This is a genomic window from Rhodococcus sp. G-MC3, from assembly GCF_030063335.1.
GTDB lineage: Bacteria > Actinomycetota > Actinomycetes > Mycobacteriales > Mycobacteriaceae > Rhodococcoides.
In genome coordinates this window covers 65119-88824 of record NZ_JASISW010000023.1, presented here as the reverse complement: position 1 = coordinate 88824, position 23706 = coordinate 65119, and the positions used below count along the sequence as shown (strand labels likewise).

At 62.7% G+C, this 23706-nt stretch carries 23 protein-coding genes and 1 pseudogene; 10 read left to right on the top strand and 14 right to left on the bottom strand.

From position 1 onward, the window contains the following. Together QMK17_RS21740 and iolC are read right to left on the bottom strand one after the other, a co-directional pair. Positions 1-202 (bottom strand): annotated as a pseudogene (locus QMK17_RS21740) (Cgl0159 family (beta/alpha)8-fold protein); the annotation flags it as partial. Next, the gene (iolC, locus tag QMK17_RS21735; RefSeq protein ID WP_283511378.1) at positions 195-1190 is read right to left on the bottom strand and encodes a 5-dehydro-2-deoxygluconokinase; all 996 of its coding nucleotides are present in this window, start codon (positions 1188-1190) and stop codon (positions 195-197) included. The pseudogene QMK17_RS21740 and the gene iolC, both read right to left, overlap by 8 nt. A 261-nt stretch (positions 1191-1451) precedes the next feature. Between iolC and QMK17_RS21730 the strand changes: the two genes are divergently transcribed. Continuing rightward, positions 1452-2231 carry a GntR family transcriptional regulator gene (locus tag QMK17_RS21730; RefSeq protein WP_283511381.1) on the top strand — a complete coding sequence of 260 codons (780 nt, stop codon included), beginning with the start codon at positions 1452-1454 and terminating at the stop codon, positions 2229-2231. Here the strand turns inward: QMK17_RS21730 and QMK17_RS21725 are convergent. Beyond that, positions 2201-3226, bottom strand: coding sequence for a LacI family DNA-binding transcriptional regulator (locus tag QMK17_RS21725; RefSeq protein ID WP_283511377.1), 1026 nt, complete (start codon positions 3224-3226; stop codon positions 2201-2203). The two genes, QMK17_RS21730 and QMK17_RS21725, sit on opposite strands and share 31 nt — an antisense overlap. Positions 3227-3364: 138 nt before the next feature. Between QMK17_RS21725 and QMK17_RS21720 the strand changes: the two genes are divergently transcribed. After that, positions 3365-4531, top strand: a complete 1167-nt coding sequence (locus QMK17_RS21720; protein ID WP_283511376.1) for a Gfo/Idh/MocA family protein — start codon at positions 3365-3367, stop codon at positions 4529-4531. Positions 4532-4535: 4 nt separating this feature from the next. Here the strand turns inward: QMK17_RS21720 and QMK17_RS21715 are convergent, their stop codons facing one another. The 3 genes from QMK17_RS21715 to QMK17_RS21705 are packed head-to-tail and all read right to left on the bottom strand — an operon-like array spanning position 4536 to position 6735. Next, on the bottom strand, positions 4536-5516 hold the full coding sequence (locus QMK17_RS21715) for a Gfo/Idh/MocA family protein (protein WP_283511375.1): 981 nt from the start codon (positions 5514-5516) through the stop codon (positions 4536-4538). Further along, entirely contained in the window at positions 5513-6409 is an 897-nt protein-coding gene (locus QMK17_RS21710; RefSeq protein ID WP_283511374.1) for a sugar phosphate isomerase/epimerase family protein, read from the bottom strand. The genes QMK17_RS21715 and QMK17_RS21710 overlap by 4 nt, the downstream gene beginning before the upstream one ends. Further along, positions 6406-6735 (bottom strand): hypothetical protein, encoded by a 330-nt coding sequence (locus tag QMK17_RS21705; RefSeq protein ID WP_283511373.1) that lies wholly within the window; start codon positions 6733-6735, stop codon positions 6406-6408. The genes QMK17_RS21710 and QMK17_RS21705 overlap by 4 nt, the downstream gene beginning before the upstream one ends. Positions 6736-6837: 102 nt before the next feature. Between QMK17_RS21705 and QMK17_RS21700 the strand changes: the two genes are divergently transcribed. Together QMK17_RS21700 and QMK17_RS21695 are read left to right on the top strand one after the other, a co-directional pair. Further along, entirely contained in the window at positions 6838-7881 is a 1044-nt protein-coding gene (locus QMK17_RS21700; RefSeq protein WP_283511372.1) for a LacI family DNA-binding transcriptional regulator, read from the top strand. A 147-nt stretch (positions 7882-8028) separates the two neighbouring features. After that, on the top strand, positions 8029-9006 hold the full coding sequence (locus tag QMK17_RS21695; RefSeq protein WP_283511371.1) for a Gfo/Idh/MocA family oxidoreductase: 978 nt from the start codon (positions 8029-8031) through the stop codon (positions 9004-9006). A gap of 118 nt (positions 9007-9124) precedes the next feature. On the opposite strand, the gene QMK17_RS21690 is transcribed toward QMK17_RS21695, so the two are convergent. Then, on the bottom strand, positions 9125-9886 hold the full coding sequence (locus tag QMK17_RS21690) for an IclR family transcriptional regulator (protein WP_283511370.1): 762 nt from the start codon (positions 9884-9886) through the stop codon (positions 9125-9127). Between the two features lie 110 nt (positions 9887-9996). On the opposite strand from QMK17_RS21690, the gene QMK17_RS21685 reads away from it, so the two are divergent. Together QMK17_RS21685 and QMK17_RS21680 are read left to right on the top strand one after the other, a co-directional pair. Further along, a complete protein-coding gene (locus QMK17_RS21685) occupies positions 9997-11172 on the top strand; it encodes a CaiB/BaiF CoA transferase family protein (protein ID WP_283511369.1) in 1176 nt (391 codons plus the stop codon). 29 nt (positions 11173-11201) lie between these two features. Next, positions 11202-12407, top strand: coding sequence for an acyl-CoA dehydrogenase family protein (locus QMK17_RS21680; RefSeq protein WP_283511368.1), 1206 nt, complete (start codon positions 11202-11204; stop codon positions 12405-12407). A gap of 82 nt (positions 12408-12489) precedes the next feature. On the opposite strand, the gene QMK17_RS21675 is transcribed toward QMK17_RS21680, so the two are convergent. Genes QMK17_RS21675 through sdhC form a run of 4 tightly spaced genes read right to left on the bottom strand, consistent with a single transcriptional unit; the run spans position 12490 to position 15836 of the window. Next, positions 12490-13272, bottom strand: a complete 783-nt coding sequence (locus QMK17_RS21675; protein WP_283511367.1) for a succinate dehydrogenase iron-sulfur subunit — start codon at positions 13270-13272, stop codon at positions 12490-12492. Next, the gene (sdhA, locus tag QMK17_RS21670) at positions 13272-15023 is read right to left on the bottom strand and encodes a succinate dehydrogenase flavoprotein subunit (protein WP_283511366.1); all 1752 of its coding nucleotides are present in this window, start codon (positions 15021-15023) and stop codon (positions 13272-13274) included. Before sdhA ends, QMK17_RS21675 begins: the two co-directional genes overlap by 1 nt. A 16-nt stretch (positions 15024-15039) precedes the next feature. Next, positions 15040-15495, bottom strand: coding sequence for a succinate dehydrogenase hydrophobic membrane anchor subunit (locus QMK17_RS21665; protein ID WP_283511365.1), 456 nt, complete (start codon positions 15493-15495; stop codon positions 15040-15042). Further along, on the bottom strand, positions 15495-15836 hold the full coding sequence (gene sdhC / locus QMK17_RS21660; RefSeq protein ID WP_442972811.1) for a succinate dehydrogenase, cytochrome b556 subunit: 342 nt from the start codon (positions 15834-15836) through the stop codon (positions 15495-15497). Before sdhC ends, QMK17_RS21665 begins: the two co-directional genes overlap by 1 nt. A 333-nt stretch (positions 15837-16169) precedes the next feature. Between sdhC and QMK17_RS21655 the strand changes: the two genes are divergently transcribed. Next, the gene (locus QMK17_RS21655; RefSeq protein ID WP_283511363.1) at positions 16170-16595 is read left to right on the top strand and encodes a cytidine deaminase; all 426 of its coding nucleotides are present in this window, start codon (positions 16170-16172) and stop codon (positions 16593-16595) included. 2 nt (positions 16596-16597) lie between these two features. Beyond that, complete coding sequence (locus QMK17_RS21650; protein ID WP_283511362.1) at positions 16598-17881, top strand: thymidine phosphorylase; 1284 nt, start codon at positions 16598-16600, stop codon at positions 17879-17881. A 14-nt stretch (positions 17882-17895) separates the two neighbouring features. On the opposite strand, the gene QMK17_RS21645 is transcribed toward QMK17_RS21650, so the two are convergent. Next, a complete protein-coding gene (locus QMK17_RS21645; RefSeq protein WP_283511361.1) occupies positions 17896-19287 on the bottom strand; it encodes an aspartate aminotransferase family protein in 1392 nt (463 codons plus the stop codon). Then, positions 19284-19748 carry an Lrp/AsnC family transcriptional regulator gene (locus QMK17_RS21640; RefSeq protein WP_283511360.1) on the bottom strand — a complete coding sequence of 155 codons (465 nt, stop codon included), beginning with the start codon at positions 19746-19748 and terminating at the stop codon, positions 19284-19286. The genes QMK17_RS21645 and QMK17_RS21640 overlap by 4 nt, the downstream gene beginning before the upstream one ends. Before the next feature lie 140 nt (positions 19749-19888). Here QMK17_RS21640 and QMK17_RS21635 point away from each other — a divergent pair, with 140 nt between their 5' ends. Further along, the gene (locus QMK17_RS21635) at positions 19889-21376 is read left to right on the top strand and encodes a gamma-aminobutyraldehyde dehydrogenase (protein ID WP_283511359.1); all 1488 of its coding nucleotides are present in this window, start codon (positions 19889-19891) and stop codon (positions 21374-21376) included. Beyond that, positions 21376-22788, top strand: a complete 1413-nt coding sequence (locus tag QMK17_RS21630) for an NAD(P)/FAD-dependent oxidoreductase (RefSeq protein ID WP_283511380.1) — start codon at positions 21376-21378, stop codon at positions 22786-22788. Before QMK17_RS21635 ends, QMK17_RS21630 begins: the two co-directional genes overlap by 1 nt. A gap of 64 nt (positions 22789-22852) precedes the next feature. Here QMK17_RS21630 and QMK17_RS21625 read toward each other — a convergent pair whose 3' ends face one another. After that, complete coding sequence (locus QMK17_RS21625) at positions 22853-23704, bottom strand: universal stress protein (RefSeq protein ID WP_283511358.1); 852 nt, start codon at positions 23702-23704, stop codon at positions 22853-22855. Positions 23705-23706: the final 2 nt, after the last annotated feature.

Below are 23706 nucleotides of genomic sequence, written 5' to 3'. Positions count from 1 at the left end.
CCGCCGGGTTGGCCCCGACCGAGAGTGCGCCGCGGGCGGGGTGGTCGGCGGCGACGATCATCAACCGGCCGTTGCCGCGGATGGTGGGGCGCGTAGTGCGGGTGGCCCATGCTCGTTCGATGGCCTGAGGATCGGTGGCGCGTAGGGCGGTGACGCCGGCGTAGGTCGACGCCGCCGCCGGGGTCAAGGTGGTCTCAGACATTGACGGCCTCGTTGTCGGATGTTTCCGGGGCAGACTCTTCTGCGAGTACAGCGACTTCGGTCGCGGTGGGCATGGCCGTCGAGCATTCGAGACGCGATGCCACGATCGCACCTGCGGCGTTGCCGTAGCGGAGGATTTTCTCCAGCGGCCACCCGGCGAGCAGACCGTGGCACAGCGAGCCGCCGAAGCTGTCGCCTGCTCCGAGACCGTTGACGACGTCGACGATGTTCGGCGGCACCGTCACGGTCTGCGACCTCGTCTTGCCCAGAACTCCCTTGGGGCCCATCTTGACGATGGCGAGTTCGACACCGAGGTCGAGCAGTGCGCCGGCGGCTTTGTGTGGGTCGGTTTCACCGACGGCGATCTCGCATTCTTCTTTGTTGCCGACGGCGACGGTGACGTGTGTGAGCGCGCGGCGCACCTGATCGGTGGCGGCGGCGGGCGAATCCCAGAACATCGGCCGGTAGTCGAGGTCGAGAACGGTCAGCGGTGCGCGTCCGCGGGCTTGCCAGGCGGTGAAATGGGCGCTGCGGCTCGGCTCCTCCGACAGTCCGGTGACAGTCGACCAGTACAGGCGCGCGTTTTTCACAGCACCGGTGTCGATGTTCTCCGGCCGAATCTGCAGGTCGGGGGCCGAGGGCTTGCGGTAGAAATACAGGGGGAAATCGTCGGGGGGGAAGATCTCGCAGAACGTGACGGGGGTCGCGAACTGATCGTCGGTGACGAGGTAGCGATTGTCGACGCCCAGGCGCGCGAGCTCGGCGGCGACATACCGCCCGAACGGGTCGTGACCGACACCCGAGATCAGTGCTGAGCGGCATCCGAGGCGAGCTGCGGCAACCGAGACGTTCGCGGCGCTTCCGCCGAGGAATTTGCCGAACGACTCGACGTCCTCGAGGCCGACACCGGTTTGCAGCGGGTAGATGTCGACGCCGCTACGCCCGATAGCGAGGACGTCGAAGGCCGTGTTGTTCGCATCGGCTGACATGGACAAGATCGACTCCAAACAATAGTGAGGACTGCGGACAGTGAAGGCTGCGGATAGTGAAGGCTTGTGGCGCCGGGACGGACGAGGGTGGCTGCTGGAAACCACTGTGCGCTAGGCCACAGGTTTCTGTCAATACTTTGTCCTGACATTCTTACTACCAGTCAAGTTGCTGTTAGTGTTCGCCTACACTTCCGATCAAGCCGGGCGCGGGACTGCTGCCCATCGAGGAGATACGGAGCCGGACTAGTGACTGCGTCGAATGTGTCCACGGGCGAATCGAAGACGACATCGACCAGCTCGACGGTCGCAACACCGTTGTCTGTCGAGCTCGATCGAGGCAGCCCGGTTCCTCTGTATTTCCAGCTTGCACAGGCGATCGAGGCGGCCATTCTCGGCGGCCTCCTCGCGCCAGGGGATCGATTCGAGAACGAATTGGCGCTGGCCAAACGGCTCAATCTGTCGCGACCCACGACACGAAGGGCAATTCAGGAACTCGTGGACAAGGGTCTGCTGGTTCGCAAGAGAGGTGTCGGCACCCAGGTCGTCCAGAGTCCTGTTCACCGACCTGTCGAACTGACCAGTTTGTTCGACGACCTGGCTCGTGCCGGCCAGAGTCCATCGACCAAGCTTCTCGGATATCACATCGGGATCCCCACCGACGAGGTCGCTCGTGAGCTCAATATCTCGGATGCGACCGAGGTCGTGACCATTCGCAGGCTCAGAAGCACAAACGGCGAACCGCTGGCGCTGATGACCAATCACCTGCCGTCGGCGATAGCGCCCGATCCGGATGAGCTCGAGTCCCAGGGGCTCTATCAATCACTTCGAACGAGAGGCGTCCATATTCGTCTCGCCCGTCAGCGCATCGGCGCCAAGGCGGCCGACCGCGAGGAAGCGCTGCTGCTCGACGAAAAGTACAAGGCCCCGTTGCTGACGATGCACCGCACGGCATTCGACGATTCGGGGAGTGTCGTCGAGTTCGGGTCGCATGCCTACCGTGCGTCCAGGTACTACTTCGACACGACTGTCGTCGATCGTTGAGGTGGGTGTCCGGTAGATCCGCGCACCTGTAAAGCAGGCGTGACGAGGGCGAGCGACCCTGGCGCCCCGGGGGTGGTGATTCTCTCGACCAATGCCTGCGCCGCCCGTTCGCCCACCTCGATGGACGCATTGTCCACGCTGGTCAGCCACACGTGGCGCAGTTGTGCGATCGAGGTGTTGTCGTAGCCGACTACCGACATGTCGTGTGGAATTGCGATGGACCGCTCACTGCACGCCGTCATGGTGCCGATCGCGACGATGTCGTTGAACGCGTACACCGCAGTGGGGCGAGTTCTGCTGTCCAACAACCTTACTGCGGCACGGTGTCCGTCGTCCTCGGTCATGTCGCTCGCCTCGACGTGGATGTGTCGAGAGAGTCCGTGGGCGACCATGGCGGCTCGGTAGCTCGAGGCTCGAATGTCCGCCACAGCGCCGAAACCCGCTATGTGCGCGATCCTCTCGTGGCCGAGCGCAACGAGGTGATCGACTGCCAGTGTCGTGCCCAGTTCGTCGTCGTTGGCGACGACGTCGACACCGGGGAAGTCCAGATCTCGGCTTGCGACGACCACCGTCGGCATTGCCGCCGCGGCCTCGGCGATGGCGGGTGTGGGGTCGCGGGTGCCGACGAGGACGAGACCATCGAGCCGGAGGTCGACGAAGCTCTTGACGAACGACTCGTCGGAACTACGATCCAACCGGCCGTCGGCAAGAAACATTTTCAGACCGTGTTGTTGTAGAACCGAATTCATGCCTTCGATGCAATCGACGAACCATGGGTTGCGCAGATCGTTGATCAGGACTCCGACGATGTGAGTTCGATTCTGGGTGAGGCTGCGGGCGCTGAGGTTCGGCCGATAGCCCAGTTCGAGGATGGCGTTTTCGACCGCCGTGCGCTTGGCCTCGCTGACCGAGTGTGACCCTCGGAGTACCAGTGAAACAAGAGATTTGGACACGCCTGCATGTGCGGCGACGGTGCGGATCGTCGGCTGCGGCATGAATGTCTCCTCTTCTCGGGTAAGACCAGACGCTAGCAGTAGGGGTGTTGACACCTCGGTGCCGTGTAACGCACACTCTACTGCAGATTGGACCGGTCCAAATTGCTCGGTCAGTCAGATCTCGAGGAGACAGATCCAGTGAATTCAACGCAGAGCATTCGCATAGGCGTGGCAGGTTTCGGCTGGATGGGCAGCGTACACACGCAGGCCTACGCCCGCCTTCGGCACCACTACCCGGAACTCGGGCTGGTACCGGTCCTCGCATCGGTTGCCGACGAGGTGCCGGGCCGCGCCGAACAAGCAGCCGCACAGTTCGGCTTCGAGAACGCGACCACCGACTGGCACGACATCGAAGCCGACAGCGAGATCGCCGCTGTGTCGATCACCGCACCGAACTTCCTGCACCGCAGCATCGGTACCGCGATGGTCGAGGCGGGCAAGCACATCTGGATCGAGAAACCTGTCGGTTTGTCCGCCGACGATGCTCGCGCTGTCGCCGTGGCTGCTGACAAGGCAGGCGTACAGACGGCAGTGGGGTTCAATTACCGAAACGCACCTGCCGTCGAAGAGGCGAAGGCGCTCATCGAGTCGGGCGATATCGGTACGGTCACGCATGCACGCTTCCGATTCTTCAGTGACTACGCGGCGCACCCCGATGGCGCCCTCAGCTGGCGTTTCGAACGTGCGCGCGGTGGCAATGGTGTGCTGGGCGACCTCGCGTCGCACGGCGCCGACTTGCTTTGGTACCTGTTGGGAGAGATAGATTCTCTCGTCGCCGACACCGCTGTGTTCGTTCCGCAGCGCGCACGGCCGACCGGTTCGACCAGTGGTCACGCGCTGGCGACCGGCGGTGAGCTGGGACCCGTCGAGAACGAGGACTTCGTCAGCAGTCAGATCCGGCTCGCCTCGGGTGCGCGTGCGACGCTGGAAGCCAGCCGCGTGTCCGTTGGCGAGCAGAACGCGTACGGGTTCGAAATTCACGGCACCAAGGGAGCTGTGTTCTGGGATTTCCGCCGTCTCGGCGAACTCGGTGTGAGTGTGGGCAATCGCTACCAGGACCAGCCTGTTTCGACCATCTTCGTCGGCCCCGGGCAGGGTGAATACGGTGCCTTCCAGCCCGGGTCGGCGTCGGCGATGGGATACGACGATCTCAAGGTCATCGAGGCCAAGCGTTTCCTGCAGTCCATTGCGGAGGGCAAACCCGTCGGCGCCACCGCCTGGGACGCGGTGCGCAGCGCCGAGGTTCTCGACGCGATGACTCGGTCCGTGGAGTCTGGTTCCTGGGTGAAGCCGGGAGCGTCCTGACTGCTCAGCGCGGGGACATCCCCGCGGCGCGGTAGCCATCGTCGATCAACGCCATGTTGGTGACCGCGTCGCGGGCATCCAACGGCAACGCGGCACCACCGAGAACGTGGGCTGCGAAGGCCTCCAGCTGGTACGTGTACGACGTGCGTTTTCCGAGATTCTCGACTGTGGTCTCGGAACCGATGGTGACGCTCACTCGATCGTCCTCGTTCGGCTTGATGAAGTTGTGCGCCAACGCTTCACCCGCGGAGCCGACTACCTTCAGGCTGAACAGATAGTCGGGGTCGATCATCGAATTCCGCGACACACCCGTTGCGCCGTTGGGGAATTCGAGGTGTACGTCGATGGACTCGTCGACTCCTGCGGTCCGTTCGACGGCCGAGGCCGATACGACTTTCGGATCACCGCCCGCGTACTGACCGAAGAGTCGCTGAGCATGAAGTCCGTAGCAACCGAGGTCCATCATGACTCCGCCTGCGAGGTCGAATGACCAGCGATGGTCACCTGCTTCCGGTGCGGGCATCCGCATGACGACCTCGACGTACTCTAGTTCGCCGAGCGTGCCGTTTTCCACCAACTGCTGCAGTCTCTTCGTGACGGGATGGAACAGGTAGTGGAAACCTTCCATCACGGTGATGCCCGCCGCGGATGCTGCGTCGGCAACCGTGGTTGCCTCCGCCGCATCACGCGCGAACGGCTTCTCCGTCAGCACCGGCTTGCCTGCACCGATGGCCGCGAGGTTCCACGGCGCATGCAGTGAATTGGCGAGAGGGTTGTAGACGACGTCGATCTCAGGGTCGTCGATGACGTCCTGGTAGGAATCGAGAACTCTTTCGACGCCGTACTTTTGGGCGAATGTCTCAGCTCTTGCCCTCTCGCGTGCAGCGCATGCGACAAGACGATGCCCGAGAATGCGGGCAGGTTCGACGATGGCGACCTCGGCGATACGTGATGCACCGAGGACGCCGATTCGCAGCTGTGTCATGCGTTCGACGCTACGCGTGCGTCCACCACACTCCGCAGGTACGCGACACTGGCAATGACATCGGTCACGGGTCCGGCGTCGGTGGGTTCGGCGGTGAGAATGGTGTCTTGCTCGAGCACGAACCAGCCGTCGAACCCTGCATCGAGAAGTCCGCCCACGACCTTGGCGATGTTGACATCGCCGGTGCCGAGCGGGGTGTACATGCCCAGCGCGACGGCCTCGGTGTAGGTGAGCTCGCCGGCCTGCACGCGTGCAGCGAGAGCAGAGTCCACGTCCTTGAGGTGCGCATGGGTGATGCGCTTCGCATGTGCCTCCACGAGTTCGAGCGGATCGGTCCCGCCGATGAGAAGGTGGCCGGTGTCGAGGCACAGTGGGATCGTCGAGCCGTCGAGGACGCGGTAAACCTCGTCGCGTTTTTCGACCATGGTGCCCACGTGCGGGTGCAGGACAGCGCGAATTCCGCGCTCGGCCGCCGCTGTCTGCAGGCGATCGAGGTTGCGCAACAACGTGTCCCACTGTGCGTCGTCGAGTTCGGGGCGCGAATCGTAGCCCTCGCTTCCGGTGGCGGCGGCGAGTACGAGCACCTCGGCACGGGAGGCGAAGAAGGCGTCGAGTAGTGGCGCAATTCCGGGGACCGGATCGTGGTCGGCGTCGTGCAGAAGAACCGGTGCAAACCCGCCGACGGATGTGAGGTTGTACTTGTCGAGGGTGGCGGCCAGTTCGTTCGGGTCTGCCGGGAGAAAGCCTTCGGGGCCGACTTCGGTTGCGGTGAGGCCTGCATCGCGCATCTCGGTGAGGACGCGGTCGTTGGCGATCTGGTACCCCCAGTCGGGGACCTCACAGACGCCCCAGGAGATGGGGGCGCCGGCGATGCGAATTTCTGTTGTTGTCACAGTCTTACCTCGTCGATTCGCACCGGGCGGTGCAGTTGTAGGGACAGAGTTGCGGCCTCGGCGATATACGCCACTTCGAGTGCATCGCGCGGTGTGCAGGGTGATTCGATTCGTCGCGAGATCACGTCGACGAACGCACCCAACTCCACCTGATAGGCGGAGGCGAAACGGTCCATGAAGAAGCTGTGCGGTGTTCCGCTCGGGAACGCCACACCCTTCTCGAGGTTGCGGACGGGCACCTGCTGGTCCCACCCAGCGACAACTCCGTCGACTCCCGCCGCGAGGAGTGCGGCAGCGCTGTCGATGATGCCGACGGTTACGCCCATCAGAAAGGTCCTTACGCAGAAGTGTGTGAAAGGAAGCCTCCCTTGACAGCGCCGTAGGATCAAGGGACAAAAGCCGTCAAAAACGCCTCAGGAGTTTCCTCGGTGAAGCATCGATACAAGGTTCGCGAGATAGCGCAGCAGTCGGGGCTGAGCGAGGCAACGGTCGACAGGGTGCTCCATGACCGGCCAGGTGTCAGACCGGACACGAGATCGGAAGTTGGACAGGCAATTTCCGATCTCGACAAACAGCGTTCGCAGCTGAGGCTCAATGGACGGAAGTTTCTGTTCGACGTGGTGATGCAAACTCCGGCGCGATTCTCGACGGAGTTTCGATCGGCCCTCGAAGCCGAGCTGCCGATGCTGTCTCCGGCTGTCGTTCGATGTCGGTTTCACTTCAGGGAGACCGAATCGGTTGCCGACATCACCTCCACACTCGGACGGTTCACCACGCGTGGTTCACACGGACTGATCGTGAAGGCACCCGACGATCCGGACGTGGTGACGGCCATCGATCGGCTCGTCGAGATGGGCATCCCCGTGGTGACCTACGTGACCGACGTTCCCGCGAGTCGGCGTGTGGATTACGTCGGTATCGACAACAGGGCCGCGGGTGCCACCGCTGCATACCTGATCGACGGTTGGCTCGGGGACGTCGACGCCGCAGTGTTGATCATCTTGACGAGCAACATCTTTCGAAACGAAGGCGAGCGTGAGATGGGATTTCGCAGCACACTGCGGGCGTTGGGTGCCGAGCGCGGTGATGCTGCAGGTCGGCGTGTCGTCGAGATTACCGACAGCGAAGGACTCGACCAGACAGTCGAAGCCCTCGTCGAGCGGGCCCTTGCCGGTCATCCCGACATCGAGGCCGTGTACTCGATCGGGGGCGGAAATACCGGCGTCGTTCAGGCTTTCTCCCGTGCAGGCCGTCGCTGTCGAGTATTCGTCGGGCACGATCTCGACAGCGACAACCGGCCGCTGCTCGAGTCCGGAGCGTTGTCGGCGGTACTGCACCACGATCTGAGAGCTGATGCGCGCATGGCATGTCGAGTGTTGATGCAGGCCGGTGGCAGTCTCGACGGTCTTGTCAATGAACGCTCTCAGGTTCAGGTGTTGACGAGATTCAACACTCCGCCGCAACTGCGCTGACCTGCCCGTGCGTGTTTGGGTACCGCCGGACGTAACTTAGCGCTCACGGCCTCCGACCTGCCCGTGCGAGCGTGTGTGCGGTCACCGGTCGAACCCATTCTCGGCAAAAGTTAGATTGTCTGGACATTTGAGTGTCATACTCGGCGCATGTCTATACGCGTTGGAATCATCGGTGTCGGCGTTATGGGCGCCGACCATGCTCGCAAGATCAACGGCTCGATTTCGGGCGCCGAGGTATCCGCGGTCGCAGACTTCGACGCCGGCCGGGCGGCGTCTGTGGCCGCGGAACTCCGTGAGGCGACGGTCGCCGCCGACGGCAAAGAGCTCATTGCGCGCGATGACGTCGATGCCGTGATCGTTGCCTCGCACGATTCGACCCACGCCGAGCTCGTTCTTGCTGCACTGGCTGCGAACAAGCCGGTGCTGTGCGAGAAGCCTCTTGCGCCCACTGCCGCAGAATGTCGAGAGATCATCTCCGCGCAAGGCGATCGCAACTTGATTACCGTCGGATTCATGCGCCGTTTCGATCCTGCGTACAACGAACTCAAACGTGCGGCGACGGTAGAGCGAATCGGGGAAACGCTTGTGGCTCACTGTGTCAGCCGCAACGTATCGGCGGGCCCAGGCGACTCCGCGGCGACGATCACCAACTCGGCCATCCATGAACTCGACATCATGCCGTGGCTCCTCGGATCTCCCATCACAGAGGCCAGCTGGCATGCAGGCCGAACGTCCAAGCATTCGGGGATCCGTCAGGACCCGCAGATCATGTTGCTGCGCACCGAGTCCGACGTCCTGATGACAGTCGAGCTTTTCGTCAACGCCCGATACGGTTACGACACCCGCTGCGAGATCGTCGGCGAGGACGGCGTCGCATCGTTCGCCGTGCCCGCCCATGTGATCGTGGACAACGAACTGAAGCGATCCATCGAGTACCCGCTCGATTGGGTTCCGCGCTACGCCGAGGCCTACCGCCTCGAACTGCAGGAGTGGATCGACTCCATCGACGAGGGGCGCCCTTCCTCCCTCGCCGACGCCGATGCCGGACTCCGTGCGGGTCTCGTCGCCGACGCTCTGGTGGTATCGATGAACGAGGGCGGCCGCACGGTCGCCGTCGAATATTGACCTGCATTTTTCTGGGATCACGACCGTCTGCACGGCTACGATTCAGCGAAAGAATCGGCGCAGGCATCTCTCGCGAATCCTCGGCGTCCGGATGTTCGTGACGGTTGCAGCCGGGTTGCTACTCCCGAAAGGTACTGGAGTCGCCGCCCGGGGTGCGGTGATCGCGGGTTGCCTCCATCAAGGCGTCGTGCAGCTCGTCGAGGGTCCTGCCGGCACCGGTGCGAGGCTGCGTCAGCGCCACCGATGCGACCACTTCGCCGGCTCGAAACAGGGGCACCGCAACAGATTCCAGGTCTGGACGCAGCGGGCCGCTCGGGCCGACCGCGACGCCACCCGATCGGATCGCATCGAGTTCGTCGAGTAGTGCCATCGTTCGCTCGGGGTCGTCTCGTAGATTCTCGGCGACCCATTCTCGGCGGGGCCGCTCGGGCATGTACGCGAGAAGGACTCTGCCTCCGGCGGTCGACGGCAGGGGATGGCGCCACCTCGTCGAGTCCGCGAAGGCGGCCGCATCGCTGAGGCCGACCGACTCGATGTTGACCGCATCGTCCCCGATGCGAACAACCAGCAGCGCGCCTGCTCCTGTCCGTGCGTGCAGAGCGTCGAGTTGGTCGCGATCGAAATCTCGGACCGAGTTGCGTCCGGACCTGCGCTCGAGCACGGCCGAGAGTGGTCCGATCGTGTAGCGGCCATCTCGCTCGTCGAGAAACCCTGACGCGACGAGGCCGTAGGCGAGTTTCTGCACGGATGACAGAGGCGCATCGATGGCTCGGGCCAGTTCCGTGAGAGTCAGTCCGCGGGGGTCCGTGGTGGCCGCACCGAGCAGTGCGGCGATGCGATCGACCGCTCGATGGTGGGGTCGTCTTTTGTCTTCGGCCACGATGTCACCGTAAATCTATCTATATAGGTATGGCAAGTACTACATTGCGTATAAACCGTTAGCGTAGGTAAGCTTGTGTCATCGGTCGGGCACATATCCAGGAGGAGTACATGAGCAACCAAGGACCACTGGACGGCGTCCGAGTCATCGATCTTGCGACTGTCGTCATGGGACCGTACGCGGCGCAGATACTCGGCGACCTCGGCGCGGACGTCATCAAAGTCGAGTCGCCTGCTGGAGATTCGACGCGGAGGTCGGTGCCTCGTCGTGGCGAGGGTATGGGGGCCCTTGCGCTGAACGTGAACCGCAACAAGCGCAGTGTCATGCTCGACCTGAAGTCCGACGATGGAAAAAACGATCTCCATCGACTTCTCTCGACCGCCGACGTGCTCGTCACAAACATGCGGCCCGGCGCGCTGAAGCGCCTCGGGTTCGACTACGAATCCCTGAAGGATCGCTATCCGTCGCTCGTATACACGAGCGCGCAGGGGTTCCGGTCCGACTCCGATCTCGCCGACCGGGCGGCCTACGACGAAATCGTCCAAGCAGCAAGCGGATTGACCGACCTGATGCTTCGGGCGACCGGCAAAGCCAACTATGTTCCGACGATCCTTGCGGACAAGGTCTGCGCTTTGACCATCGTCTACTCGACACTCGCGGCAGTGATTCACCAGCGCGCGACAGGCGAAGGTCAGCACATCGAGGTTCCCATGACCGACACGATGCTTGCGTTCAACCTCGTCGAACACCTCGGTGGTCACACCTTCGAACCGCCGGAAGGCCCCACTGGTTTCTACCGTTCGCTCAGTGCCAACCACGGCGCCGTGAAGACCCGCGACGGGTGGGCGTGCATCCTGCCCTACAGCCCGGCCAATGTGCACGACTTCCTCGAAGCCTCCGGCCACGGCGAGTTGAACGACGACCCACGCTTCTCGACCTGGCAGGCCATTCTCGACGACATGGGCGCGCTCTACGGCGAGATCGAGAGAATCGCGCCCGAGCGCACCACCGCCGAGTGGGAGCAACTATGCGCGGAGCACAGCATCCCGATGGCCGAGGTCCTGGACTTGGAGAACGCGTCGGAATCGGAATACGTGAAGGGCGGACATCTGCTCGACGTCGCGCAACACCCGACCGAAGGCGCGTACCGCGCGGTGGGCATTCCGATGCGTTTCAGTGGAACTCCGGTCTCGATCCGTCGTCCGGCACCGACGCTGGGGCAGCACAACGACGAGGTGTTCGACGAGTTCGATCGGGTATCCGGTCTCTCGACTGCAAGGACATAAGGAGTCCCTTCGATGAGAAGTGAGCAAACATGAGCAAGCACGAACCGCTTGGCCCGCTGGCACCGGACTACCTCGCCGCCGACCTGTTCGGCTATCAAGGGATCCTCACCGACGAGGAGACTGAGACAGTGCTGAAGGTTCGCGAGTTTCTCGCCGCCGAGGTCGCGCCGAGGGCAAACGAGTTCTGGGAAAAGGCGGAGTCGCCAGTCCATCTGCTTCCGAAGATTGCTGAACTCGACATCGCCGGACTCGGCTACGAATTCGAGGGTCGCACTGCTGGACGCAAGGTTCTGACGGGCTGGCTGGGGCTCGAATTCTCGCGGGTCGATCCATCGACCGGAACAATGTTCAGCGTGCACAGCGGACTGGCCATGAGCAGTATTTCGATTCTGGGCTCCGACGAGCAACGCGAGCGGTGGTTGCCGGCCATGCGGCGCATGGAAAAGATCGGTGCGTTCGGGCTGTCCGAGCCGCACGGCGGCTCCGATGTCTCGGGCGGTCTGGAGACGACCGCACGCCACGATGGTGATCACTGGATTCTGAACGGAAGCAAGCGGTGGATCGGCAACGCGACGTTCGCCGACCTGATCATCGTGTTTGCCAAGGACGAGGCAGACGGTGAGGTCAAAGGATTCGTCGTCGAGAAGGAATTCGAGGGCTTCAGGGCCGAGAAGATCGAAGGCAAGTACTCGCTACGAGCCGTCGAGAACGCCGACGTGTACCTGGAGGACTGCCGGGTCCCGGCCTCGAACAAGCTCGAGCACGCCAACTCCTTCGCAGACACCTCGAAGGTACTGAGGTTGACGCGCGGCGGTGTTGCCTGGGGAGCCGTCGGAGTCATGATCGGGGCGTACGAGCGAGCTGTTGCCTATGCACAGGAGCGGGTGCAGTTCGGGAAGCCGATCGCGTCGTTCCAGCTCGTCTCGGATCTGATCGCTCGCATGGCAGGAAACATCACTGCATCCCTAGGAATGGCGTTGCGGGTATCGCAGCTGCAGGACTCGGGAATGTACTACGACGAGCACGCCGCATTGTCCAAGACCTACTGCACGACAAGGTTGCGTGAAGTGGTCGGTTGGGCGCGGGAAATCATGGGCGGCAACGGAATTCTCCTCGAATACGATGTGATCCGGTTCTTCGCCGACGCCGAAGCCCTGTACTCGTACGAGGGGACGTCGCAGATGAACAACCTCATCGTCGGCAGGGGAGTGACAGGATTCAGCGCGTTCGTTTGACGTCTCGCCCCGAACGAATGAGTGAGCCACCGCAACTGACTATCCGTTGCGGTGGCTCACTCGTGTGAAAGGGGGTAGAAATTTAGCGAGCGAAGAGCAGTGCGCGCTTGACTTCCTGGATCGCCTTCGTCACCTGGATGCCACGGGGGCACGCGTCGGTGCAGTTGAAGGTGGTGCGGCAACGCCACACGCCCTCGACATCGTTGAGGATGTCGAGACGCTCGGAAGCGCCTTCGTCACGGCTGTCGAAGATGAACCGGTGCGCGTTGACGATCGCAGCCGGTCCGAAGTAGCTGCCGTCACTCCAGAAGACTGGGCACGATGTGGTGCAGCATGCGCACAGAATGCACTTGGTCGTGTCGTCGAATCGAGCGCGATCAGCGGCGGACTGGATCCGTTCGCGGGTCGGCTCGTTGCCCGTCGTCATGAGGAACGGCTTGACGGCGCGGAACGCGTCGAAGAACGGCTCCATGTCGACGATGAGATCCTTTTCGACCGGAAGGCCTTTGATGGGCTCGATCGTGATGTTCAGGGTCTTCGACGAGTCCTTCGGCAGCATGTCGCGCATCAATACCTTGCAGGCGAGACGGTTGACGCCGTTGATGCGCATTGCGTCACTGCCGCAGACGCCGTGGGCGCACGAGCGACGGAACGTGAGGGTCCCGTCGAGGTAGCCCTTTACATACAGCAGCAGGTTGAGCAAACGATCGGTGGGCAGCGTCGGGACCGCGAAGGTGTCCCAGCGCTGGCCGTCGCCGTTCTCGGGGTCGAAGCGAGCGATTTTCAGGTTGACCATCACGGCGCCGTCGGGCATGGCGGGAAGGTCGGACTTGTCTTCGCTCTTGTCGACTGCTGGTGCGCTCATCAGTACTTCCGCTCCATCGGCTCGTAACGGGTCTGGATTACCGGCTTGTAGTCCAGACGGATGTCGGTGAGCAGGCCAGTGCCTTCTTTGTAGGCCATGGTGTGCTTCATGTACTCGGCATCGTTGCGGTCTGGGAAGTCCTCGCGGGCGTGTCCGCCGCGTGATTCCTTACGGTTGAGCGCACCGACGACGGTGACCTCGGCCATTTCGAGCAGGAATCCGAGCTCCACGGCTTCGAGGAGGTCGCTGTTGTAGCGAGTTCCCTTGTCCTGCACGACGATGTGGTTGTACCGCTGCTTGAGGGCGCGAACGTCCTTCAGTGCGGTTTCGAGGCGTTCCTCGGTGCGGAACACCGAAGCGTTGTTGTCCATCGACTGCTGGAGTTCGGAGCGGATGTCGGCAACCCGCTCGTGGCCGTGATCCGAGAGTACGAGTTCGAGCCACTCTTGAACCATCTTGGCCGGCTCTTCGGGGAGCGGGGTGAAGTCCACCGAGTTGGCGTACTTCGCCGCAGCGATGCCCGAGCGTCGTCCGAAGACGTTGATATCGAGCAACGAGTTGGTTCCGAGTCGGTTTGCGCCATGGACCGAGACGCAGGCACATTCGCCCGCTGCGTACAGCCCGGGGACGATGTCGTCGTTGTTGCGCAGCACCTCACCGTTGATCTTGGTGGGGATGCCGCCCATGACGTAGTGGCACGTCGGGTAGACGGGCACCGGCTCCTTGACAGGGTCCACGCCGAGGTAGGTGCGCGAGAACTCCATGATGTCGGGGAGCTTCTCGTCGAGAACTTCCTCGGGGATGTGCGTGACGTCGATGTAGACGTAGTCCTTGTTGGGTCCGCCGCCACGGCCTTCGAGGACCTCGAGAACCATCGAACGCGCAACGATGTCGCGCGGCGCGAGGTCCTTGATGGTGGGGGCGTAGCGCTCCATGAAGCGTTCACCCTCCTCGTTCCGGAGGATGCCACCTTCGCCTCGCACTGCTTCGGAGATGAGGATGCCCAGGCCTGCGAGGCCTGTCGGGTGGAACTGGTGGAACTCCATGTCCTCCAAGGGAAGACCCTTGCGGAAGACGATGCCCATGCCGTCACCGGTGAGAGTGTGGGCGTTGGACGTCGTCTTGTACATCCGTCCCGAGCCGCCGGTCGCGAAGATGATCGACTTGGCGTGGAAGATGTGCAGCTCGCCGGTGGAGAGCTCGTACGCGACGATGCCGGTCGCTACTGGTCCGTTGTCGGTCTCGGTCAGGCAGAGATCGAGGGCGTAGAACTCGTTGTAGAACTCGACGTCGTGCTTGACGCAGTTCTGGTAGAGCGTCTGGAGAATCATGTGGCCGGTCCGGTCGGCGGCGTAACACGCACGGCGAACGGGAGCTTTACCGTGATCGCGGGTGTGTCCACCGAATCGGCGCTGATCGATCTTTCCTTCGGGCGTCCGGTTGAACGGAAGGCCCATTTTCTCGAGATCGAGTACGGCGTCGATTGCTTCCTTGGCCATGATCTCGACGGCATCCTGGTCGGCGAGGTAGTCGCCGCCCTTGACTGTGTCGAAGGTGTGCCACTCCCAGTTGTCTTCCTCGACGTTCGCGAGGGCGGCGCACATGCCGCCCTGCGCCGCACCGGTGTGCGAGCGCGTCGGGTAGAGCTTGGTCAGTACCGCCGTGCGGGCCTGAGGCCCAGCTTCGATGGCAGCTCGCATGCCTGCGCCGCCGGCGCCGACGATGAGCACGTCATAACGATGTTCCTGCATGAATGCTTCAGTTCCCTTAGTTCGCCGAAATGTTCGGATCGAAGGTGAAAATGACGTAGGTGCCCAGGCCCATGATGAGAATCATCGATAGAACCAGGAGCGTCGTCAGCCAGAATCGCGTCGAATCCTTGCGGGAGTAGTCCGCGATGATCGTGCGAAGGCCGTTGCCGCCGTGCAGTTGCGCCAGCCACAGCATCGTCAGATCCCAGAACTGCCAGAACGGGCTCGACCAGCGGCCTGCGACGAAGGCGAAGTTGATCCGGTGTACGCCGTCGTCGAGCATCAACATGATGAACATGTGACCCAGAACGAGGACGACGAGTGCGAGTCCGGAGAACCGCATGAACAGCCATGCGTAGAGCTCGAAGTTGCCCTTCGACTTCCGGCGCGGTGAGCGCGGGTTGTCCAGACTTGCCGGACGGTCGTATGTCTTGCCGAGGGACTTGGCCTCGGGTCCGTGTGTCGTTGCCATCAGTGCCCGCTCGCTGTGAACATGTTGTAGAAGATTCGTCCTGCACCCGGAATCATGACCACGAGCCAGACCGCGGCGATGATCCACAGCATCAGCTTCTGGTACTTCGGTCCCTGGGACCAGAAGTCGACCAGCATGACGCGGATGCCGTTGAGTGCGTGATAGAGCACTGCAGCGACGAGGCCGAGTTCCATGAGCCCGACCAAGGGCGTCTTGTAGGTGTCGATGATTGCGTCGTAGGTCTCAGGATTGACGCGGACCATCGAGGTGTCCAGGACGTGGACGAACAAAAAGAAGAACGTCAACACGCCAGTAATTCGGTGTAGGACCCAGGACCACATTCCCGGATCCCCGCGGTACAACGACCGCTTGCGCTCCTTGGCCGGAGCGACTTCCGTCGTGCTACTCATCGAGTGCAAAGCCTCCAACGTCATTGGTGGACGTATCGAGCCTGGCAGTCGGACCGGACCTGGCTCGATGTGTCTTACTCCGGCTCCAACGGATATCGAAGAGCCGCCGTCTTTGAACTGTAAACCCATTGGAAACACGGAACTAATTCGACTCGAGGTTCGTACCGAGCTGCAATTCCTTGTTAGGTTTGCCTTTCCAATTCTTCGTGATCGGTTCAGTTCAGTGCCGTGCATGTCGGTCCGCGCCGTGATTTGATGGGAAACATGACCGAAGTCGACTGGAAAACGTTGCGAGACAATGCTCATCGCGTCATGAGGCAAGCCTATGCGCCATATTCGAGCTATCCGGTCGGAGCTGCTGCATTGGTCGACGATGATCGAATTGTCATCGGATGCAATGTGGAGAATGTCTCATATGGTTTGGGCCTGTGTGCGGAGTGCGGACTGGTGGCCAACCTTCACTCGACTGGCGGTGGACGCCTCGTTGCGTTCACCTGTTGCGACAGCAGGGGCGCCCGGCTGATGCCGTGCGGGCGGTGTCGTCAGCTTCTCTTCGAGTTCGGCGGCGTGGATCTACTCGTCGACACCGACGCCGGGCCTGTGCGGCTAGCGGAACTGCTCCCGGCCGCCTTCGGGCCGGACGACCTCGAATCGGGCAGGATAGTGAACCATGATCGACACAAGCAGTAGCCATGTCTGACGCAGTCTCGATCATTGCCGCCAAGCGCGACGGCCACGAACTCACCCCGAACCAGATCGACTGGGTCGTCGACGCGTTCACCAAGGGTGTCGTCGCCGACGAACAGATGTCGTCGCTCGCGATGGCAATCCTCTGGCGAGGAATGACCCGAAGCGAACTCGGTAGGTGGACGGCAGCGATGATCGCTTCGGGGACGAGAAAGGATTTCTCGTCGTTGCCGCGGCCGACCGTCGACAAGCATTCGACCGGTGGCGTCGGCGACAAGATCACGTTGCCGCTCGCGCCGCTCGTCGCGGCCTGTGGTGCTGCGGTGCCGCAGCTCTCGGGTCGCGGGCTCGGCCATACCGGCGGGACTCTCGACAAACTCGAATCGATCAAAGGATGGCGGGCCGATCTGAGCGCGGACGAGATGTACTCGATACTGGCCGACCCGGCCGTCGGTGCCGTTGTGTGCGCGGCCGGGGCGGATCTTGCCCCCGCCGACAAGCGCCTGTACGCCCTGCGCGACGTCACGGGAACCGTCGAGTCGATCCCACTCATCGCGAGCTCGATCATGAGCAAGAAGATCGCCGAAGGTACCGGCGCGCTCGTGCTGGACGTGAAGGTCGGAGCGGGCGCGTTCATGAAGAATATCGCCGACGCGCGCGAGCTCGCTGCTGCCATGGTCGATCTCGGGACCGACGCCGGCGTCCGGACGGTGGCTCTGTTGACGTCGATGGACTCACCGCTCGGCCTCACCGCGGGTAACGCGCTCGAAGTCGAGGAGTCTCTCGAAGTGCTGGCGGGCGGCGGACCGGCCGACATCGTCGAGCTGACGGTCACGCTGGCCCGCACGATGCTCGCGGCCGCCGGGATCGAAAGCGTTGACCCCGCCGACAGGCTTGCCGACGGCAGCGCGATGGACCGGTGGAAGTCGATGATCGCTGCACAGGGCGGCGACCCGAATGCGCCGCTGCCGGCGGCGAAGGAGACCCAGATCATCACCGCCGAACGGGGAGGAACAATCTCCTCGCTCGACGCCATGGGAGTGGGAGTCGCGGCGTGGAGGTTGGGGGCGGGCCGCGAACGTCAGGGCGAGCCGGTACAGGCCGGTGCAGGTGTACGGCTGCATGCGAAGCCAGGCGACCATGTCAGTGCCGGGCAGAGACTCGCGACGCTCTATACCGATACGCCGGAGAAATTCGAGTATGCAACCGAGGCGATATCGGGCGCATGGACGATCGGCGACGCCGATTTCGAGGCGTCGCCGATCGTTCTCGAGCGCATAGGCGGTTAGCGAAGCGCGCGCACTCAGAGCAGATTGCCCGCTTCGGTCAGGACGGCCCGCAGGATCTGCTCCATCTCGTCGAATTCTTTCTGCCCGCAGATCAGCGGCGGCGCCAGCTGCACGACGGGGTCGCCGCGGTCGTCGGCGCGGCAGTAAAGCCCGGCATCGAACAATGCAGTGGAGAGAAACCCGCGCAAGATTCGTTCCGCCTCGGCGTCGGTGAATGTTTCCTTGGTGGCCTTGTCCTTGACGAGTTCGATGCCGTAGAAGTAACCCTCACCGCGGACGTCACCGACGATGGGTAGATCGTTCAGCTTTTCGAGTGTGGCGCGGAATGCGGGAGCGTTCTGCGCCACGTGCGCGTTGAGGCCTTCACGTTCGAAGATGTCGAGGTTCGCCATCGCCACTGCCGACGAGACCGGATGTCCCCCGAACGTGTAGCCGTGGGCGAAGCTGGACGTGCCATCGTTGAATGGTTCGAACAGTCGATCCGAAGCAATCATCGCGCCGATCGGTGAGTACCCGGAGGTGAGTCCTTTCGCGCAGGTGATGATATCCGGGATGTAGCCGAAGTCGTTGCAGGCGAACATTGATCCGATCCGCCCAAATGCACAGATCACCTCGTCCGAGACCAGCAGGACGTCGTAGCGGTCGCAGATCTCGCGGACTCTCTCGAAATATCCGGGCGGCGGCGGGAAACAGCCGCCTGCGTTCTGGACCGGTTCGAGGAAGACAGCCGCGACGGTGTCGGGGCCTTCGAATTCTATGGCCTCGGCGATTCTGTCGGCGGCCCAGATTCCGAAGGCTTTCGGATCGGAATCGAGGGGAGCGGGCGCTCGGTAGATGTTGGTGTTCGGCACTCGGAACGCACCAGGAGTCAGCGGTTCGAAGGGCTCCTTCAGCGCCGGGATACCCGTGATCGCGAGGGCCCCCTGCGGAGTGCCGTGGTACGCGATGGCCCGCGAAATCACCTTGTGCTTTCCGGGTTTGCCGACCTTCTTGAAGTACTGCTTGGCGAGCTTCCATGCGCTCTCGACAGCCTCGCCGCCGCCGGTGGTGAAGAAGACGCGGTTCAAATCGCCTGGGGCGTAACCTGCCAGGCGTTCCGCGAGCTCGATGGCAGGAGGAGTTACATACGACCACAGCGGGAAGAACGCGAGTTGCTCCGCCTGCTTGGCTGCTGCCTCGGCAAGTTCTTGGCGTCCGTGACCGACCTGGACGACGAACAAGCCGGACAGTCCGTCGATGTAGCTCTTGCCGTTCGAGTCCCAGATGGTCGAGCCCTCACCACGAGTGATGATCGGCGGCGTGACGCCGCCTCCGTGGCGGGTGAAGTGTCCCCACAGGTGCCGGGCGGCGGACGCGTCGAGCTCGGCGGTCGTCTTCGGAGTGGTGTGTGGCTGGGTGCTGTTCATCGGGTACCCCAATTGTATTGTTGCTTGACAAGTTTTAAATAGACGAGGGTCTCGGTACTGGTCACGCCGTCGAGTGTGCGTATGTCTTTGTTCAGTATGTTGAGCAAGTGCTCGTCGTTCTCGCAGACGACCTCGATCAAGACGTCGAAGGACCCTGCCGTGAGCACGACGTAGTCGACGGCTCCCAGCATTGCGAGCTCGTCGGCGAGTTTCTGGCTGTCGCCGGTGCACTTGATACCGATCATCGCCTGACGGTTGAAGCCCACCTGAACGGGATCGGTGACGGCAACGATCTGCATCACGCCGGTATCGGTCAATTTTTGAACACGTTGGCGCACCGCAGCTTCGGAGAATCCGATGGCTTTACCGATCGCCGAGTAAGAGCGTCGTCCGTCTTCCTGGAGTTGTTCGATGATCGCTTTGGACACGTCGTCGAGTGCGTTCGGCAACTGTTCGGGCATGCGTCGAGTGTGACTCGATTCGCAGGGAAGAGCAAGGAATTTTCGAGGATTTCGTCATTCTTCTGCAATTTGGCAACAGAATCAGTTGTCGAATTGGCTGAGAACTAGAGAATCAGTATCAACCTCGGTAGGGTTCGGTCATGGCGAATGCACCTGATGTTGCTGGATGTTGGATCGACGGCCGCGCTGTCTTCGGCGGCGGAGCCGAACTCGCACTCGACAACCCCGCCACAACCGACCGGCTCGGCACGGTCCGTCTCGCGACCGAGTCGGACGTCGACGCCGCCGTCAAATCCGCTAGGTCTTCGTTTCTCGATTGGTCGCGGGCAATGCCGTCACATCGCTCGGCCGTTCTGGCTGAGCTGGCGCGGTTGGTGAAGCGCGATGCCGACGAGTTCGCTCAGGAGGAAATGCTACAGACCGGCAAGTCGATTCGGCTCGCAACCGAATTCGACGTGCCAGGCAGTATCGACAACATCGAGTTCTTCGCCGGTGCTGCAAGGAATTTGGAGGGAAGGGCCTCGGCGGAATACTCGGGTGAACACACGTCATCGATCAGGCGGGAAGCAGTCGGTGTGGTCGGGTCGATCACACCGTGGAACTACCCGCTGCAAATGGCCGTGTGGAAAGCGATTCCGGCGTTGGCCGCCGGCTGTTGCGTCGTACTGAAACCCAGCGAGCTGACCCCGCTCACCACTCTGCGGCTCGCGAGACTCGCGACCGAGGCGGGACTGCCCGATGGAGTGTTCAACGTCATCACCGGAACGGGGCCGGAAGCCGGTGCTGCCCTGGCCGGTCATCCAGGCATCGACGTCATGACCTTCACCGGGTCGACCCCAGTCGGGCGGATCGTGATGGCCCAGGCTGCGGTCAACGGCACCCGCGTCCAACTCGAACTTGGCGGGAAGGCGCCGTTCGTGGTGTTCGACGATGCCGATCTCGAGGCTGCGATCCATGGTGCGGTGGCGGGTTCGTTGATCAACGCCGGTCAGGACTGCACGGCGGCGACGCGCGCAATCGTCGCCGAATCTTTGTACGACGCCTTCGTCGACGGCGTTGCGGAGTTGATGTTGCGCGTCGTCGTCGGGGATCCAAGCGATCCGGCGACGGACATGGGATCGCTGGTTTCCCACGCGCATCGTGATCGGGTGGCCGCGATGGTCGCACGCACGTCCGCCCGAGTGGTGTGCGGGGGCCGCGCACCCGAATTGCCCGGCGCGTTCTATTCGCCGACTCTGCTGGCGGAAGTGGGGGAGGACGACGAGGTCTACCGCAACGAAATCTTCGGTCCGGTGCTCACGGTGTCGAAACACTACGGCGACGACGACGCGTTGCGGCGTGCCAACGACACCGCCTTCGGTCTGGCCGCATCGGCATGGACGCGTGACGTGTATCGGGCGGGGCGGGCATCACGCGAAATCGCGGCCGGCTGCGTGTGGATCAACGACCACATACCGATTATCAGCGAGATGCCGCACGGGGGAGTAGGCGCGTCGGGATTCGGCAAGGACATGTCGAGCTACTCGTTCGAGGAGTACCTGACCATCAAGCATGTGATGGCCGACATCACCGGCGTTGCCGAGAAGTCATGGCATCGAACAGTATTCGCCAAAGGGAGTGATTCGTGATGTGGGCGGAGGATGCAACGAAGCGTGGTTACGAGATGGTGGCCGGTGCGACGCCTGAGTCGTTCTGGCTGGATCGGCACGAGCGTCCCGCACCCCGTTCTCGGCATCACGGGGACACCTCGGCGGACCTGGTCATCATCGGCGGCGGGTTCACCGGTCTCTGGGCGGCCGTGCATGCCGCGGAGGACAATCCGGATCGAACCATCACGCTGCTCGAGGGCGACAGAATTGCCGAGGGTGCGACAGGACGCAACGGCGGATTCTGCTCGGCCAGCCTGACGCACGGTCTGAGCAACGGAATCGACCGGTACGCCGACGAATTGCCGACGTTGCTGCGGATGGGAACGGAAACGCTCGATGCCATCGAGGAGACGGCCCGCAAGTACGGCATCGACGCAGACATCGAACGTACCGGTGAGCTGGACATCGCGAACTTCGACTGGCAAACCGAGGACCTGAAGGAAGTCGCTGCCGAGGCGACGCGACTCGGTCGGTCGATGCCGTATTTGGACGCCGAGACTGTCTCCGGCAAGGTCAAATCGCCGGTGGTCAACGGTGCGCTGTTCGACCCGGATGTGATGCTGATCGACCCGGCGAAACTCGCCTGGGGGCTTGCCGACGCCGCCGAGTCTCTCGGTGTGAGGATCCACGAGAGAAGCCACGTGGAGTCTGTGCACAAGTCCGGAGATGGAGTGATGGTCGCTACCGGATACGGGACCATCCAGGCAGGGAAGGTGCTGCTGGCGACCGCGGCGTCGAAACCGCTACGCCGAAAGCTGCGGCACTGGATCGTCCCGGTGTGGGACTACGTCATCATGACCGAGCCGTTGACCGAATCGCAACTGAACGAGCTCGGTTGGAGCGGGCGTGAAGGTCTGGCAGACAGCGGCAATCGGTTCCACTACTTCCGTCTGACTGCCGACAATCGAATCCTGTTCGGAGGCTGGGACGCCCATTATTTCTACGGGGGCGATCTCGATCCGCGGCGGAGACAGAATCCAGAAGAGTTCGGTCTGCTCGCCGAACATCTGCTGCAGATGTTTCCCTCGCTCGAAGGAATCCGTGCAACCCATACCTGGGGTGGTGCGATCGATACGTGCTCGCGGTTCAGTGCGTTCTGGGATGTCGGGATGGGTGGCCGCGTCGCCAGTGTCCTCGGGTTCACCGGCCTCGGCGTCGGGGCCTCGCACTTCGGCGCACGGACGGCTCTCGATCTGCTCGATGGTCTCGACACCGAGCGCACACGGCTGAACATGGTGCGCAGCAAGCCGTTACCGTTCCCGCCGGAGCCGATCAAGTCTCTCGGCATCAACATCACGCGTAAGGAGTTCGCGCGAGCAGATCGCAACGGCGGGCAGCGTGGACTCTGGCTGAAGACGATGGACAAGATGGGTCTCGGCTTCGATTCCTGAGGCTCCCCCGTGAGCGAAAAACTACGTCGGAACGTGCTTTTTCGCTCACGGGCGCCGAAGGCGCCTAGTCGTGCGGCACGACGATCACAGGTGCAGGCGTGGCCCTGAGTATCTTGGCGGCGCTTGACCCCAGGAACACCCGCTGGGGGGCGGCAAGACGACTCGAGCCCAGGATCAGTACGTCCCCGTCACGCCACTGAAGGGAGGAGACTGCCTCGTCCAGACTCGATCCGTCGGCGACGACCGATTCGAGGCCGTCGATGCCAGGAAGTTTGCGCATCGCATCGTCGAGGTTGGCGCCGGCGGCGGCGACGTAACGTTTGCGCGTGTCGAGCGCGCGACCGTCTGCTTCGGTGTTCTCCAGCGATACAAGGGACACGAGACGCAGCGGCAGGTGCGCGGCACTAGCGATGGTGATCGCGAACGACGACGGATCGGCGGCACCTGCTCGGGTCGGGACCGCTACGGTCAATCCGGTGATCGACAGGTCCTTCCGCATCCGATAGCCGCGAGGTGCAAGAGCCAACGGCATCGGTGACGCATGCAGTAGTTGGCCGGCCACCGTCCCGACGGCGTGACGATTGAGTAGTCCATCGCTTGCGCCGCCGACGACGATCATGTCCGAGTCCTCGGCCGCGGCAACCTCGATGAGCCCCTGGGCGAACGACTCGTGATAGGCCACCCGAGTTGTTACGTCGAGACCGTCGGGAACGAGAGCACGGGCCGCGCTCAGCCACTGTTCGGCTTTGGCGTCGAGTACTTTTCGGTACGGCCCGCTGCCTTCCATGAGCGGCTCGTCCAAGCGGACCACCATGACGATGTCGATCGACGCGTCGAGGGCCGACGCCAGCACAGCCGCAAGCGCCACGCCGTCGTCACCGCTCGGAGTGGCAAGATAGCCGACGGTCAGTTTCATCT

Bases quoted from the DNA above. Each gene is read 5' to 3' on its own strand.
- iolC (WP_283511378.1), bottom strand. From the start codon at position 1,190: ATGTCAGCCGATGCGAACAACACGGCCTTCGACGTCCTCGCTATCGGG.
- QMK17_RS21725 (WP_283511377.1), bottom strand. From the start codon at position 3,226: ATGCCGCAGCCGACGATCCGCACCGTCGCCGCACATGCAGGCGTGTCC.
- QMK17_RS21715 (WP_283511375.1), bottom strand. From the start codon at position 5,516: ATGACACAGCTGCGAATCGGCGTCCTCGGTGCATCACGTATCGCCGAG.
- QMK17_RS21705 (WP_283511373.1), bottom strand. From the start codon at position 6,735: ATGGGCGTAACCGTCGGCATCATCGACAGCGCTGCCGCACTCCTCGCG.
- QMK17_RS21695 (WP_283511371.1), top strand. From the start codon at position 8,029: ATGTCTATACGCGTTGGAATCATCGGTGTCGGCGTTATGGGCGCCGAC.
- QMK17_RS21685 (WP_283511369.1), top strand. From the start codon at position 9,997: ATGAGCAACCAAGGACCACTGGACGGCGTCCGAGTCATCGATCTTGCG.
- QMK17_RS21680 (WP_283511368.1), top strand. From the start codon at position 11,202: ATGAGCAAGCACGAACCGCTTGGCCCGCTGGCACCGGACTACCTCGCC.
- QMK17_RS21675 (WP_283511367.1), bottom strand. From the start codon at position 13,272: ATGAGCGCACCAGCAGTCGACAAGAGCGAAGACAAGTCCGACCTTCCC.
- sdhA (WP_283511366.1), bottom strand. From the start codon at position 15,023: ATGCAGGAACATCGTTATGACGTGCTCATCGTCGGCGCCGGCGGCGCA.
- QMK17_RS21665 (WP_283511365.1), bottom strand. From the start codon at position 15,495: ATGGCAACGACACACGGACCCGAGGCCAAGTCCCTCGGCAAGACATAC.
- sdhC (WP_442972811.1), bottom strand. From the start codon at position 15,836: ATGTGGTCCTGGGTCCTACACCGAATTACTGGCGTGTTGACGTTCTTC.
- QMK17_RS21655 (WP_283511363.1), top strand. From the start codon at position 16,170: ATGACCGAAGTCGACTGGAAAACGTTGCGAGACAATGCTCATCGCGTC.
- QMK17_RS21650 (WP_283511362.1), top strand. From the start codon at position 16,598: ATGTCTGACGCAGTCTCGATCATTGCCGCCAAGCGCGACGGCCACGAA.
- QMK17_RS21645 (WP_283511361.1), bottom strand. From the start codon at position 19,287: ATGAACAGCACCCAGCCACACACCACTCCGAAGACGACCGCCGAGCTC.
- QMK17_RS21640 (WP_283511360.1), bottom strand. From the start codon at position 19,748: ATGCCCGAACAGTTGCCGAACGCACTCGACGACGTGTCCAAAGCGATC.
- QMK17_RS21635 (WP_283511359.1), top strand. From the start codon at position 19,889: ATGGCGAATGCACCTGATGTTGCTGGATGTTGGATCGACGGCCGCGCT.
- QMK17_RS21630 (WP_283511380.1), top strand. From the start codon at position 21,376: ATGTGGGCGGAGGATGCAACGAAGCGTGGTTACGAGATGGTGGCCGGT.
- QMK17_RS21625 (WP_283511358.1), bottom strand. From the start codon at position 23,704: ATGAAACTGACCGTCGGCTATCTTGCCACTCCGAGCGGTGACGACGGC.